Source organism: Oceanobacter sp. 4_MG-2023, from assembly GCF_030689165.1.
Taxonomy (GTDB): Bacteria; Pseudomonadota; Gammaproteobacteria; order Pseudomonadales; family Oceanobacteraceae; genus Oceanobacter.
The window spans coordinates 320,327-334,999 of record NZ_JAUYVV010000001.1; the positions used below are offsets into that span (position 1 = coordinate 320,327).

Sequence of the window (14,673 nt, forward strand, 5' to 3'; positions counted from 1 at the left end):
CACTTCGGTAAAGCCAGCGATCGACGGATGCTGCGATATTATTCCAAAGCACGGCACGATCATGACGTCTGTTGAGGTATTCATAGACTGATGACCTTTCAAGAAGTGCGTATTTTGACTATATCAAATAATCAGAGCAGCCATTCAGCAGAAATGTCACGGCTGGTACTTTGGTTTTGTCTTGTTTTTAACGACAGGGCAGCGGCAGGCTGATGATGTGATGAAGTTGGCAGAAAAGCAGGCGTTGCAACCATGCAACGCCTGTTGCAACACCCATTGTTGGGTACTAGCGGATACTGCTGGACCAGTTTGGCAGGTCGGACGCCAGAACAAAGCGGCGGGAATCCAGTGTCAGGCGAACTGCCAGCATAAAGCCGAATTCGTTGAAGTCGGGAGACAGGCCATAAAAGACCCCGCCACCCAGCTGCGCACGCGGGTCGGCTTGCACCATTCCCACCAGTTCAAATCCCATATACATGCCACTGGCTTCGTTATCGGTATAGAACTCCGAGCACAGGCTACTCTCCAACGGTAACAGAGGGGCGCAGTCTTCCTGGTGCTGCTGATAGCCGAAGCTGATCTTGCCTCTGGCGACAAAGTTGCGTTGTTCCCGTGTCTGGGCAGAGAGTTCACCGCCGTATTTGAACAACTGTTGTGGGCTGAAATAGCCACCATGGCCAATGGTGTATTTGCTCAGGTTTTGATCGAACCGTTGGAAGGTAAAGGTAGGTCCCAGTGTGATCCGTTCCCAGCTATCCCCAGTCCACTGTTTCTGGGCCCTGAGTGAGAATTCCATTTCATCGTTGGAAGCTACCTGTGTACCGGTCAGTGATGCGCTTTTCAGTCCCAGCGCCGCACCATAATTATTGCTCAGATCCAGAAAAACCCCTGCCCGGACGCCCTTGCTGCTGACCGCTCCCCAGGCCTCGCCATCGTAGGGGTCATACATTCCGACATAGGAAAGAATTGATTCTTTCACCGAGCGAGAAAACAGTTCGAGATTGATATTGCCGCGCTGCATCTGGAAATCCACCCCTAATGCACCTTCTGTACGGGCGGAGATAGGCGCATTGCTCGGCGTCAGTCCAATGGAGAAATAGGGCGAGACTTTCCCTTCATAGCGGTAATCGAATTTCACATCAACCGCATTGCTGATTTCTGTTGTGGGGGTGTAGCCGTAGTCTTCTTCCTGGCCAGGGTAGTTACCCACCAGAGAATAGTCTTCCAGAGAACCACTGCTCAAATTAACCCCGGAAAGCTGCAAATCAAACATATGGCGGCGATAGCTGAACTCTCCGCTAAGCAACGGCAAACGCTGGGTATCCAATTGACTGGTCCCACTATCGCCGGAGCGGAAATAAAACAGCATGCCCCCCATCAAGCCTGGCGAGCTGACGCCTTTCAGTTCGGGGTATTTGTCCGGCGCTTCATCATAGGCGGTCAGGTAGCGTCCGGTGTTATAGGCTTCTTCACTGTTTTTGACCGTCAGCAACTCCTGCAAAGGGCCGGACTGGTCTTCCGCGGTTTTTTCCAGTTGTACCCGATCGGTATCATACAGGCTGTAATACAGCCCCTGGGCAACGTCTTCAGTCGGGTTCTCACGATAGGCTTTTTCGAACGCCAGGGCGGCGCTGTCCTTGTCACCCATATGGTAGGATGCCCAGCCATACATGGCCTCATCATCCAGACTGCGAGGGGCGTATTGCTCGGCTTCTTTCAGGTAGGCAATGGTGCTTTCATAATCCTCTTCATTAAAGGCCGCACTCGCCCGCTGTGACAGGATACTGCCCAGCATTTCGCTCATCAATGGGTCGCTGATGTTGTTACGCGCCAGTAATTCGGCTTCATCCAGATTCCCGAGACGCCCCTGGATCGTTGCCATGGCACGGGTGGTCTGTTCGGAAGGTGTCCAGTCGTGTGCTCGCTGGAACCATTCTTCTGCCTGAATCAGTTGCTCATCCCGGTACAGTGCCCAGCCAAACATCAGTGCAAAGCCACTGTCGCGCTGCGACATGACTTCTTCTTCAAAGTCTGGAATAGCATCAATGACAACACCGTCATCGCCATCCCGAGCCGCATTCAGAACCCGCGTACGCATCAGTTCCCGCTTCATCAGGGTCAGGTTGCTCTGGCTGATGCGATTACTCGTTCGGGTGTCTTCCTGTTCGTACATGGCATCAATTTCTGCCGCTGTCAGCTGCTGTTGCGCCCGGCGGAATGTATTAACACGGGTTTCATCTTCGCGGCAGTCTTTCATCATTGAAAGGTAAATCTGGCGGGTACTGTCCGGATCATCCAGCTCGTAGTAGGCGTCGGCCAGCGTCCAAAGATTGTAGTATTGCTCGCAGGTAAACAAGCCGGGGTCACGCTGGGACAGGTAGACAATACTACGCCAGTCTCCGTTCGCCATGGCCTGATCCAGTTCTTTTTTATTTTTGCCCGCTTCCAGCAATTCCATCATTTTGTCTGGCGGGTTCCATTCTGGCGATATTCTTTTCAGCTCGGTAATCTTGCTATCCATGCGCTGATATTCTTCCATTTGCAGCCATTGCCACAAACGCATTTCTTCCCGCCGTTGCGCTTCAAGTACAGGGTCGGGTGCGGCCTGAACCGGCGTCGTGCGTCGAGGTGCCTGGGGGGCAACCTGGGGCTTGGCCGCTTCAAGTGTTGGCAGATCGTCTTCCAGGATATTGGCTTGTCCGGAAGTACCAATCGCCAGAAACAGAGGCGCTCCATGGGCGGCAGTAAACGGATCTGCTCCTATTTCTGCCCCCTGCACTAGCTGAGTTGATGAAACTATCAGGCCACCCAGTAGCCAGAAACGAGGTGTCGATAATATCATTTAAGAAATTGCTCCTTATAGGCCACCCGGCTGAGTAACAGCAGGCTGGCGGAATAATAATCCTGACCGTAAATATCTTTGGTAATTGCTGTATTCGGAGCAGCAATCTGACCTTTACTCTGGCCGTTATCAATTGCCCTGTCGGTCAGCTGCCAGATTGCCCGAAAGCCATCCGGGGCGGGATATTCCGCTTCTTCTCCAGACAGGATATCAACCCAGGCCGGCATATATTTGCGTTGACTGGTTTGCTGCCAAAAGGTACGGCTGTTGTGTAACACGTCCGCGTCTTTTTCCCCTGACCACACCAGATACAACGGCAGGCGTATTGCCTCATAACCAAAACGTGGTGGGCGTTTCATGGCAGGAACCGGTGGCGTAATAGCAGTCATTTCAATCCAGTCTGGCGGCAGTTGCCAGCGGCCTCGTGACGCTATCTCGGTTAATTTCTTGCCATCATCAATCAGAGCTTGCCAGCGGCGGTCTGGCACCAGTTGTGCCAGATCCTGTAAGGCCGGGTACACCCAGTACGACAGGTTAATCTGCCAGCGATTACCATGCTGAAAACCGTATTCGGCGGGCATCAATATTGTGTAAGCCCCCAGCTTCAGGATCAGCTTATCGAGAATATCTACCGTAATCCGTCGCGCCGCTTCATGATAGTCGGGATTATTCCAGCGCTCCGCTCCACGCAGCAAAGCCCAGGCAATCAGTAGATCACCATCGGTGGCATTGTTTTTGTCTTGTACTCCATGGGTAGCAGACCAGTTCCAGGCAAATAGCCGGTCGTCCCGTACTTGCAAGTGTGTGCGGGTCCAGCTCCACAGTTTGCGAAAGCCGGACCGATCACCATAGGCAGCAGCCAGCAACATCGCATAGCCCTGCCCTTCCGAGTGACTGATGCCTTTGTTACCGCTATCCATTACCGCTCCACTGGTTTGTACAAACGCCTGTTTGTACTGTTCCCAGCCATTATCCATCATGGCGACCGATTGACTGGCACCACACACTGCAGCGATTGCTACGCTCAGGTAGCAAAACGCATGTACCAGTCGATGCATTAGTGATGGGTTTCCCTGAAGCGTGTCAGCAACCAACGGATAAACAGGGCAAGCAGCAGCAAGAACAGCAGCAATACGCCGATAAACATCCATGGGTCAGCGGACAAGTGATAGATCAGCCAGTTTGAAAATCTTGGTTGACCGATATGATAGCTCTCTCCCAGAGAGCGGGCGTAAACCTCTTCTTCTCCTGCCTTCCAGGCCGTTACATCCCCTTGCACGTTACTCCAGATTTCCGGGGTAATCAGCTCTCGCGAAGTTGCCAACAAATTCTTGCCGGAGCCAGCGGTGAACAAGGTAACGGTATTGGCGTAGTCGCCCCCCTGGAATTGCATCAGTAAACCGAAATCACCCAAGCCATTCCCCTGCAGGGATGGATTGACGTAGTTAAATTCGCGAGCACCGTACTCATCCGCGTTTATCCACAAACGCGAGCCTTCGTAACGCGGCTGCTGACCGGCTTCGGCGGCACGGGCGTATTGCAGCAGGCTTTCTTCACCCAGCTTGATGGGTGCCAGTTTCAACAGATTGGCATCCAGACCTTGTACCGTACCCACAACAATCAGATTGTCGCTATCCAGGCCACTGAGGTCACCAAGGCGGTATTGCAAGTCGGTCGATACATGCCGCATGACTTCTGCCAGCTTGCCCATCAAGGTCCAGGAAGCGGCCAAAACATCAGAATCATTACTGCTCAAACCCACTACGGTCGTTTCACCATCATCGTTATAGCTGTAAGGGTAACCAGTGGTGGCCAGCAATTTCATGTTCGGCATTTCGACATAGCTGTCCAGCCCACTGAATTCAATGGTGGTGTCGTCGTACAGGGTAAAGAGCAAGTTGGCATCGTTACGCAGTTGGCACTCGGCCGAGCTGTCGGTCATCATCCGAGCCGCAAACGTCAGGGTATTCATACCTGGCTTGAGCGACCGGGTCGGAATCGTAATCGTGTGACGACGAACCGCTTCGCCTTCAATTTCGCTGAGGCGAACCACGTTTTCAAAACGACCGTTAATAAAGATATTGAATACCGAATCACCCCGCATGCCAGCGCCATAAGCAAAATGCAGGTTCAGATCCACACTGCTGGTCTCTGCCACATAGGTGTCTGGTGGCAGCATGATCCCTACATCAACACTACCGCCTCCAGCACCACTCATGGTGGTGGTTTCGTAACCAAAATCATAGAGCCGGTAGGTCGTATTCTGGGACACCATATTGGAGGCCGCAAAACGTGGCAGGTGATCCATTTTCAAACCATTGAAATTGGCTACTGCCTGGTCGGGCAGAGGAAAATTCATATAACCAAGAATACGTTCGGCAATCGCCACGTCTTCTGCCTGGATGCCGGAAACCACCATAATAAAGTGCTGGGGGTCTTCATCCATGGGGAACACGCCGAGGTAAGGGCCAGAAACTGTGCTCGACCAGCGGCTACCCAATATTTGCTGCAAATCGGCCTGGGTTCCGATGATGATGGCATCACGTCCACGTAACGGTTTCTGATCAAGGTATGGGAACTGGTAATTTTTCAGACGCTTTTGGTCGGAGGTATTTTTATACTGTAATACTTCATGGAAGATTTGTGGCGTTTTGTATTCCAGATGCACCGCCGCAGCCTGAGATACCATGGCCCCCCAGGTTGCGTAGTCAGACGTCGGGAATACCGGTGTAGCCACGGTCAGTTGGTAATCACCCAGCCAGCGTTGATCAAACAGCGAGTCAATCTCTGACAGTTTCGGGTTTACCTTGGCCAGCTCACCTTCAAACTTTACATAAGAATTCTGGGTATCCAGCTGTGACCACAGCTCTGGAGCGTCCGGGTCTTCACAGTTGGATTCGTAATGCTGAACGATATTAAAAGAGATCAGGTTATACCCCGATTTGAAACGCTTGCTGGGCAGACGAATATCAGCGATCCCTTCCGGGCGAGCCGGGTTCAGCGGTATTTGGGCAACCACACTTTCATTCAGTTTGACAACCAGTTGTGAGCGCTCACCAATCAGGGCGATCGAGTTGACGTATTCCAGATGCAGTACCACCTTGTCTGGCACCATCCGTTCAGACAAAGGAATGTAGACCGGGAAAATTGTTTGGGTACCACGCAAGTCAATAGGGTTGGTTTGCCCAACCAGCTTGGCCAGTGTCATGGTATTCGGCGGCAATGCCGCATTGCTGGCCCCCAGAGCCAGGGTTGTCCAGCTCAGTAAACCAGCCCCTAGAAGCGTCATTAACCAAGCGCGAAATAAAGACTGAATCATGTTGTCACTTTTCCCGTTACTTAAATGGTACGAAACACAGCATTCACAGCGCTGCCTGTGGTTCCGTTCGATTTTTCTGTTAGCCATGCACTGGCCAGATATCAAGCGCCACGCAACTTGCGCCGCATGGCCGCCATGGTATCAATCCATAGTTGCCGAAAATGTGCCGCGGAACTGCGTGCCCCGGAACTGAACAGAAACCAGAGAGTTTCTCTGACGGTACATGTTGGCATCCGCGCTGCCCGTTCCTTGACCCATAATTCACTGTCACCGTAAACAAGCGCCACCAACTGACGCTTGTGATCCAACTCATGCAGATCCACCTTGATACCAATAACAACACTGTCATCAGGTTTATGGACCGTAGCGATAACTGAGCCTGGCAAATTCACTTCCGCTTCCATGGCGGCACTGTAAGCACGCACCACCAGCTCTTGCCCGGTCAAATTCATATTCAGTTTCTGGAATACACTGCCCTTGATGCGAACACCCAGGCCACCGGAAGACATATCAACAATAGTAGCAGGGACTGACTTGCCATTCACAATCACGCGAGCAGCAATATCGGCATTAACCCTGGGTTCCTGACGCCGCTGCTTCAATTCATACAGGGCTCCGATTGCACACACCATCAGTGACAGGTTAAAAGCCTCCCAGAACATGGTGATCAGAATCACATCGCTGTCTTGTGGAATCACCTGCAAACGGATAAATCCAGCCGTTAACGAGGCCAGGTTAAAGGCCAGCAACCAGTAAAACGGCCCGGCAAGCGAGGTAATAAAGTTCTCATCCATGAACTCCCCTTTTGGCGTTACCGCAAACTCCGGTGAACGAGGGCTTTTGATTACTTCAAGAATCGCGGGCAGGGAATACAGGGACTGCATCAACTCATACAATTCCGACACCAGGGCCCAACGGTATCGACCAAACAGGAAGTCGGTCACGATCAGGGCACCCATCAAGTGCGGCAAGGCATAGGAAAAGAACTCGGTCATGTTGGCGTCGTAGATTTTCAGGCCAAAAAACAGGTACGCCGATGGGGCAACCAAAAAGGTAGCCCGCGCAAACGGGAAGAACCAGAACCCGGAGCTACTGGTGTAACACAGCCTTTGCCAGGGTTTTAATCCTTTAAAAAACAAAGGGTTTTTCAGCATGAAGATCTGCACCATGCCTTGCGCCCAACGCATCCGCTGCACCACAAACCCGGAATAGGTTTCAGGCTGCAAGCCAGCAATCATAGGGCGGTTGACATAAGCACTACGGTAACCTTTGGCATGCAGCAAAAACGCGGTTTCTGCATCCTCGGTAATGGAATCCCCGGAAATACCACCCACTTCCAGCAGGTATTTTCGACGAATAAGTGCGGCAGAGCCGCAGAAGAAAGAGGAGTCCCAAAAATCCAGACCTTCCTGGATAACCCCGTAAAACATCTCGTTTTCCCCCGGCATTTTACCGTAGGTCTGGAGGTTTTTTTCCACCGGGTCAGGGTTGATAAAAAAGTGGGGGCTTTGCACCAAAAACATCTTGGGATCATTGATCATAATACCGACCATGCGCTCAAGAATATCTCGGGTCGGTACGTGGTCGGCATCCAGAATCAGAATGTGTTCGCCGTTGGTTTTTTCCAGGGCCGCGTTAATATTACCGGCCTTGGCATGGTTGTTCTTTTCCCGGGTCAGGTAGGTCGCGCCGATACGCTCGCACATGGCCTTCAGAGTGTCGTAACGTTCCTGGGAGCTGCTAGCACGCTCAGGGTCTTCAGAATTCCGGCGGCCGACGGTACCACCATCATCCAGCAAGCAAACGTTCAACTTGTCTGCGGGATATCTGACTTGCAAGGCAGCCAGCAGGGTAATTTCCAGCATTTCCTGGGGTTCGTTATAGCTGGGAATAAAAATATCGACGGATGGTATTTTATCCGGGTCGTCCGGCAGAGGAATATGCTCGCGTTTCCTGCCTTGTATATTTACAAAACTTCCCAGGAAGGAAATAATAATGCCGTATATCTCAGCCATAAACAGAATAAGCATACAAATAAAGCTGAGCAAATCGTAATAGGTGATTGTTTCTTGCTGGCGCCAGGCAAAATAGCGCATGGAAACAAAAAAAGCAGTAATAAGAATAAGAATCCGGAGCAATCGTTGCACTTCAATCGAGCCATTGTTTCTTATGACCCGGCTTTCAAAAAAGCGCAAGAGAATAACGACGCCCACCATGCTGTAGGCCAGGACCGCTTGAGACGCAACATCCACGCGCAGCTGGGAGATGTACAGGCTGAGGAGGATAACGAGCACCCCTCCTCCGCCCATCAACCAGCCTCGTGCACGATCCGACAAATCAATCTTCATGAAATCCCCGAATAATCGTTGACAGGCAGCTGCTGCCAGGCCAACGAGACAATATTTACATCATGACCATGCACTGTCATTTTTTTGTACACATATGAGTTAAAATAGATCAGAGACATGACAATTGCAAAGCAACAATAGACGAAATGGCCACATCCCCTGTTTTTTTATATATGCATTGACGAAGTACAATTTATCAGATTGGCATGTAATCACAAATATTCATGACGCCACCCTGGCTATCTGCATTCGTAACCCTGTGTTTTATCACAGCCCACCAGGCAAACCGTGCCTGAACCACCGCTTTGCCTGACAGAATACCGCCCGGAACAACAACCAGCGCTGCCCTGTTACGGTAAAATCAGACTCACCATGCTGGCGTATTTGGACGGCACAGGAAAGCTCATGCCTTGTCCATATTCATGCAACAGCATTGAGAGCCAGCGACGTGATGTGATGATCCGTTCAAATGCAATGCGGGTACGGCCATCTTTTGTCTCCAGTCGATACCCTTCCAGGCAGATCCGTACGGATTCTGTTTCGCCTTCCAGTAACAGCGTCACCTGGATATTGCGCTGCTGTTTGTCCAGTTCGATATGCTCTACCGCTCCGGCACCGACCAGTTTTTTCTCGATCAGGGCCGTTAGTCCCTTGTTAATCATGCTGCCCAACACGCTGATACCACTCTGCTGAAAAACGCCCATCATACCTGATGCTGCCACGATTGGCAGATGCCTGATGACGTTATTCAACCTCTGTAAATGCTACTTCCGACCAACCTCCAGCCCGGATAATCCTGCAGCCATCACAACCTCATGGCTCGCTACCGGGTTTGAAAACCCTGGTTTCCCAGTGCGCAGTCTTTGACAACTGTCAACTTCAAACGAAAATTTCAAGTGCACAGCCAACACGACAGAAACATTTGTCTCGTTTAGATGTATAATTTCAGCAATTAACATCCAATGCCGGAGTTTCCCAGAACGAACCGTGCACCATGCTGTCAGCTCTAATACAACGTTTGATAGCTGGGTGCAACTGGTGTTTATACCCACTGGCTTGAGCGAGTGGTAACAATATACATTAGTAGCAGTCCTTGAGAGGACAGTTGTACGGATTCCGCAGTCTGTGTATAAAGCCCCGGCTCTGCATCAACTTACCCGACCACCTGTCTAACTGTAATATCTATATGGTTTTGGGGCGGCAGGCCAAAAGCCTGGGAGTTGATCGCAACAGGAATACCGGCATTCCCGGATTCCTGATAAAACGACTTTCTGATCAAAAGGCGAAATCGTAATGACTACACAACAGGTCGATGTACTCCTGGTTGGCGGAGGAGTGATGAGTGCGACCCTGGGTACGCTGCTAAGCAAGCTCGATCCAACGCTCAAACTCATGATGGTAGAACGTTTGGATCATGTCGCTCATGAGAGTACCGATGGATGGAACAACGCAGGTACCGGTCACGCTGGTTACTGTGAACTCAACTACACCGCAGAAGATGCCAACGGTAATGTGAGCATCGATCGGGCATTAACCATCAATGCCAATTTCGAACTGTCGCTCCAGCTCTGGAGCTACCTGGTCGAAACGGGAGGTCTCCCACAACCCACGCAATTCATCAACACCACGCCCCACATCAGCTTTGTATGGGGTGAAAAAAACGTTGCATTCCTGCGTCAGCGTGCAGAAAAACTGTCCGCTCACCACTTGTTCAAAGACATGGAATACAGCGAAGACCCAGAAGTACTGAAGCAGTGGATACCACTGGTGATGAACGGCCGCGATGCCAATGAGAAAGTTGCGGCGACCCGTATTGCCTACGGTTCTGACGTTGATTTCGGCTCCCTGACTCGCAACCTGGTTCAGCAGCTGGAGCAACAGGACAACTTCAATCTGCTAGTGAACCATGAAGTGGTTGATTTCGAACGTCACCAGCAAGAAAAACGCTGGACGGTGGCACTGCGAGACCGTCAGTCTGGCAAAACCAAAACCGTCAATACCGGTTTTGTTTTTCTTGGTGCCGGTGGTGGTTCCCTGCCACTGCTGCAGGCTTCAGGTATCGAAGAAGCAGAAGGTTATGGCGGCTTCCCGGTCAGTGGTCAATGGCTGGTCTGCAAAGACAAGAAAATTGTCTCGCAGCATCATGCCAAAGTGTATGGCAAAGCAGCCATCGGTGCTCCTCCGATGTCGGTTCCCCACCTGGATACCCGAATTATCAACGGTGAACCCGCCTTGTTGTTCGGTCCTTATGCCGGGTTCACTACCAAATTCCTGAAAGCTGGCTCCAAGCTCGACCTGATCAAATCCGTTAGTACCAACAATCTGTTTCCAATGATGTCGGTTGGTATCCATAACATGGATCTGACCAAGTACCTGATCAGTGAAGTGATGCAATCCCACGATAACCGGGTAGAAACATTACGCGGCTACTTCCCTGAGTGCCAATCCAGCGACTGGACACTCGCCCACGCCGGACAACGTGTGCAAGTCATCAAGAAAGACGCCAATGGCAAAGGAAAACTGGAGTTTGGTACCGAGCTGGTATCTGCTGCGGATGGCTCTCTGGCGGCCCTGCTGGGAGCATCTCCAGGTGCATCGGTTGCAGCTTATGCCATGCTGGAAGTTCTGGAAAAATGTTTTGCCGACAAAATGACCGGCGCCTGGCAGGACAGGTTAAAAACCATGATTCCATCCTATGGCCAGTCTCTGATCGAAGACAGCGAACTGCTGGAGCGTGTACGCCAACGCACATTAAGTACGCTTGAACTGAAGCCATAAATACAGCATCAGCATCATCACGTCACAAAAAAGCCCCTCGCCTGAAGGGGCTTTTTTTGTGACTCTCCCCTTTTCTACTCCCTCTTCATACCCGATGGACCATATTGCAATAACAGGCAATGGAATCTGCACAACCACCGCATCAAACCACCAGGCTAAAAACTCCAGTAAACCGCCCTTTTATTCACAACCACTTATCTTTTATTTACAGCCGCTTGTCTTCTTTTTAAGCATTTTCCACGTTATCCCTAAAAACAAGCCTCAGCCAGGATCGACATAAGATAAATAAACAAAGTGACAGTTCTAACAAAACCTACACCCAACCCAACATTTTAGGACCAGATAAAACAAATCCTTGAATTACTGTCACCAGAATAATCACCGCTCGTCATGCCTGCCCTGGATATAGGGTCAACTTGTGTCATCAAGCCCACGAACAATACCTATCTTTATATTTGGGAGTGAGTTTGCCAGCCATACAGAGACATGGCATATTCGCCGCCATCAGCCACCTACGGCTGGAGTGAATGGTTTGAAAAGGAGTATGAACCATGATTATGTCTTCACATGCCCTCCCGGCTACATACACGTCTGGCCACCATTCATCAGGCTTCACCCTGATTGAGTTGATGATCACCCTTGCTGTATTTGCCATCGTTATGTTCGCCGCGGTGCCATCCCTCACCAGCTTTATGAGCCGCTCAGAACTGACAGCCGAGACCAATCGGTTTATGGGAGCTCTGGTTCTTGCCCGCACTGAAGCGGTCAAACGTAATACCCATGTCGCACTATGCCCCAGTAACGACCAGACCAGTTGTAACTCCACCTCCTGGAGCGATGGCTGGATCACCTTCCAGGATACCAATGGCGACGGTACGCTGGCGTCAGACAATAGCGAAGAAATCATCAAATACGCCGACGCGGCTTCCAACGTCAAGATTTATCCGGATACAAGCTTCAGCAAGGTCATTCGCTACAAGGCTGATGGGAATATCAACAATACCCCCGGCGAGATTGTTATTTGTTCCGAGCAAGCACCTGCCGAAGTCAATGCCCGCGAAATCGAAATATCCTCCGGTGGCCGCCCCAGTATTACTGCCACCAAAAAAACCAACTGCTGATGGAGACAGGTATGTTTTCAACACTGCATTCCGTCGAACCCGTACCTTACCGACAGTCCGGCTTTGGACTGATTGAAGTACTGGTATCTATCGTGATTGTGTCCATTGGCCTGCTCGGACTGGCCGGACTACAAACCCGGGCCTTACAAGAAAACAACGCTGCCTATCTGCGTTCCCAAGCCGGCATTCTGGTCTACGACATGTTCGAGCGCCTGCGTTCAAACAGCCAGGGAGCGGCCAGTGACAACTACAACACCGCAACAACCAGCACGACCGATGACACCCTGGCGGCTACAGACCTGCTGGACTGGAAAAGTGAAATCAGCCGTACCTTGCCCAATGGAGCCGGGGTTGTTTCTTGCACCACTGACAGCACGGTAGCGACCACGACCTGCAACGTCAGTATCAGCTGGGATGACGTTTCGGTCATCAGCGATAACAGCGGTGACGATGACGACAAAGACGATGGCCGCACACTCACCATCAATATGGTCGCAGTATTATGAGATTTGAAACGGTAACAGTCGGAAAAACACACGGCTTTTCTCTTGTTGAGCTGATGATTGTCCTGGTATTGGACGCAGTCATAATCGCTGGGGTTTTTTCAGTATTCCAGAGTAATCAGGCGGTCTACCGGACCAACGATGCCATGTCGCGCTTACAAGAGAATGTCCGCATTTCCTACGACTACTTGTCCAGGGAAATCCGCATGGCGGGTTCAGGTTATTCCTGTCTCAGCAGTATCGATGCGGTCAACAACGTATTGAACAATGCCACTGATTTTGACCAACAGTTCGACACTATTGTCCGGGGTTATGACAACACCGAAGACAACCTCCCAAGCGAATTTTCGAGCAAGGTCAAAGATGGAACCGACGTACTGGTAGTACGAGGCTCCTACGGTACAGGTGCCAAACTGGAAAGTGCCATGGACAGTAGCACTGCAGTCCTCAGCACCACTGTCATGGACCCAACTCCTTTTGGTACCGGGGATATTGTCGTTATTACCGACTGCCGAACCGCATCGATTTTCCAGGTCACCAGTTATACCGACAGTACCGGCGAAACCGTACATGATGCCGGTGGCAGTACAACACCAGGCAATGCAACCAGTAGCTTCCCTTATGCTTATCCGGTCGGCTCATCGGTCATCAAGGTCCGTACCACCAGTTATTACGTCGGCACCAACGAAGACGGTAACAGCGCCCTGTTTGTACGCAATACAGATGAAGGCAGCGCGGAAACCTATGAAATCGTCGAAGGGATTGCTGATATGCAACTGGAATATGCCGTAGACACCAATAGTGACGGATATCCGGACGATTATAAAACCGCCGCCGATATCTCAACCAGCCAATGGGATCAGGTTATCAGTGTACGGGTCAGCCTGTTAGCAGAAAGTCTGGAAGATAACGTCACCGAAACGCCAACACCGTATCAGTTTTACCAGCGCGATAAAGATGATCTCCTGGAAGACATAACGCCAACAGATCGAAAAATTCGCCGTAGCAGTAATTTTGTTGTCGCGATTCGCAGTCGCGTCAGTAATACATAAAGTCATTCATCTGACAGAGCAATAAAGGTATAGCAAGATGTTATTCCACAAGGCAGTGGCCCTTCGGCAGCAAACAGCAGCGATATCCCCCCGACCCCACCAATCCGGGTCCGCGCTTATTATCAGTATTGTTCTCCTGTTAATACTGACCATTACGGGTATTTCAGCGGTGCAATCCACCACATTGGAAATCCGTATGGCATCCAATAACGAAGACCGCAATCGGGCATTCCAGGCAGCAGAATATACCCTGACCCAGGCCAAGCAATACGTCACCACACTGGTTGAGAACGGAGAAATCGACACAACGTTTGGTGTAAAAAACGGCCTGTATCAAACCCTCACCATTTCCGATGACGGTGCAGGCAGCGCCGATTGTGATACCTCCACCCCTTGGCTGACTCAAAGTGCCCAGTGGGATGACGATGATTCGGTCAGCCTGTATGAATATGACAGCAGCACAAAAACAGCACTGTCTGCCCTGAATTTATCCCAATCACCACGTTTTATGATCGGCTTCGACAACGATACCGATACATCCAGCCCTTGCTACTCCAGCACCGATGCCGAGGGTTACTCCAACAGCATAGGCAGTACTGGGGCTGCTTATCAGGCTGACCGTTTTACCATCACTGTTGCAGGCTACGGTTCTCAACCATCCACTCGTGTGCGGTTACAAGCCGTTTACAGCATCCTGCACTAGGAGCCTT

Annotated in this window: 10 protein-coding genes and 1 pseudogene; 6 read left to right on the plus strand and 5 right to left on the minus strand. The window is 51.0% G+C overall.

The features are described from left to right. Window positions 1-286 precede the first annotated feature (286 nt). The 5 genes from Q8W24_RS01505 to Q8W24_RS01525 all read right to left on the minus strand — a co-directional run bounded on the left by Q8W24_RS01505 (window position 287) and on the right by Q8W24_RS01525 (window position 9,216). Window positions 287-2,842, minus strand: coding sequence for a cellulose synthase subunit BcsC-related outer membrane protein (locus Q8W24_RS01505; protein WP_305414946.1), 2,556 nt, complete (start codon window positions 2,840-2,842; stop codon window positions 287-289). Beyond that, entirely contained in the window at window positions 2,839-3,900 is a 1,062-nt protein-coding gene (locus tag Q8W24_RS01510; RefSeq protein ID WP_303434770.1) for a glycosyl hydrolase family 8, read from the minus strand. The genes Q8W24_RS01505 and Q8W24_RS01510 overlap by 4 nt, the downstream gene beginning before the upstream one ends. Continuing rightward, entirely contained in the window at window positions 3,900-6,161 is a 2,262-nt protein-coding gene (locus tag Q8W24_RS01515) for a cellulose biosynthesis cyclic di-GMP-binding regulatory protein BcsB (protein WP_305474150.1), read from the minus strand. Before Q8W24_RS01515 ends, Q8W24_RS01510 begins: the two co-directional genes overlap by 1 nt. Window positions 6,162-6,262: 101 nt before the next feature. Next, entirely contained in the window at window positions 6,263-8,509 is a 2,247-nt protein-coding gene (bcsA, locus tag Q8W24_RS01520; protein ID WP_305474152.1) for a UDP-forming cellulose synthase catalytic subunit, read from the minus strand. A 350-nt stretch (window positions 8,510-8,859) separates the two neighbouring features. Beyond that, entirely contained in the window at window positions 8,860-9,216 is a 357-nt protein-coding gene (locus Q8W24_RS01525) for a hypothetical protein (RefSeq protein WP_305414942.1), read from the minus strand. Window positions 9,217-9,802: 586 nt separating this feature from the next. Between Q8W24_RS01525 and mqo the strand changes: the two genes are divergently transcribed. From mqo to Q8W24_RS01550, 6 genes and pseudogenes are all read left to right on the plus strand, one after another. Beyond that, the gene (gene mqo, locus Q8W24_RS01530) at window positions 9,803-11,287 is read left to right on the plus strand and encodes a malate dehydrogenase (quinone) (RefSeq protein WP_305414941.1); all 1,485 of its coding nucleotides are present in this window, start codon (window positions 9,803-9,805) and stop codon (window positions 11,285-11,287) included. A 551-nt stretch (window positions 11,288-11,838) separates the two neighbouring features. Continuing rightward, on the plus strand, window positions 11,839-12,408 hold the full coding sequence (locus tag Q8W24_RS01535; RefSeq protein WP_305474154.1) for a GspH/FimT family pseudopilin: 570 nt from the start codon (window positions 11,839-11,841) through the stop codon (window positions 12,406-12,408). Between the two features lie 11 nt (window positions 12,409-12,419). Beyond that, on the plus strand, window positions 12,420-12,914 hold the full coding sequence (gene pilV, locus Q8W24_RS01540) for a type IV pilus modification protein PilV (RefSeq protein ID WP_303434824.1): 495 nt from the start codon (window positions 12,420-12,422) through the stop codon (window positions 12,912-12,914). Then, window positions 12,911-13,003 (plus strand): annotated as a pseudogene (locus tag Q8W24_RS16865) (prepilin-type N-terminal cleavage/methylation domain-containing protein); the annotation flags it as partial. The gene pilV and the pseudogene Q8W24_RS16865, both read left to right, overlap by 4 nt. 54 nt (window positions 13,004-13,057) lie before the next feature. After that, window positions 13,058-13,963: a PilW family protein gene (locus Q8W24_RS01545; RefSeq protein ID WP_303434826.1), complete on the plus strand. Its 906-nt coding sequence runs from the start codon at window positions 13,058-13,060 to the stop codon at window positions 13,961-13,963. A 37-nt stretch (window positions 13,964-14,000) separates the two neighbouring features. Then, window positions 14,001-14,666: a PilX N-terminal domain-containing pilus assembly protein gene (locus Q8W24_RS01550; RefSeq protein ID WP_305414937.1), complete on the plus strand. Its 666-nt coding sequence runs from the start codon at window positions 14,001-14,003 to the stop codon at window positions 14,664-14,666. Window positions 14,667-14,673: the final 7 nt, after the last annotated feature.

Bases quoted from the DNA above. Each gene is read 5' to 3' on its own strand.
- Q8W24_RS01505 (WP_305414946.1), bottom strand. From the start codon at position 2,842: ATGATATTATCGACACCTCGTTTCTGGCTACTGGGTGGCCTGATAGTT.
- Q8W24_RS01510 (WP_303434770.1), bottom strand. From the start codon at position 3,900: ATGCATCGACTGGTACATGCGTTTTGCTACCTGAGCGTAGCAATCGCT.
- Q8W24_RS01515 (WP_305474150.1), bottom strand. From the start codon at position 6,161: ATGATTCAGTCTTTATTTCGCGCTTGGTTAATGACGCTTCTAGGGGCT.
- bcsA (WP_305474152.1), bottom strand. From the start codon at position 8,509: ATGAAGATTGATTTGTCGGATCGTGCACGAGGCTGGTTGATGGGCGGA.
- Q8W24_RS01525 (WP_305414942.1), bottom strand. From the start codon at position 9,216: ATGATGGGCGTTTTTCAGCAGAGTGGTATCAGCGTGTTGGGCAGCATG.
- mqo (WP_305414941.1), top strand. From the start codon at position 9,803: ATGACTACACAACAGGTCGATGTACTCCTGGTTGGCGGAGGAGTGATG.
- Q8W24_RS01535 (WP_305474154.1), top strand. From the start codon at position 11,839: ATGATTATGTCTTCACATGCCCTCCCGGCTACATACACGTCTGGCCAC.
- pilV (WP_303434824.1), top strand. From the start codon at position 12,420: ATGTTTTCAACACTGCATTCCGTCGAACCCGTACCTTACCGACAGTCC.
- Q8W24_RS01545 (WP_303434826.1), top strand. From the start codon at position 13,058: ATGTCGCGCTTACAAGAGAATGTCCGCATTTCCTACGACTACTTGTCC.
- Q8W24_RS01550 (WP_305414937.1), top strand. From the start codon at position 14,001: ATGTTATTCCACAAGGCAGTGGCCCTTCGGCAGCAAACAGCAGCGATA.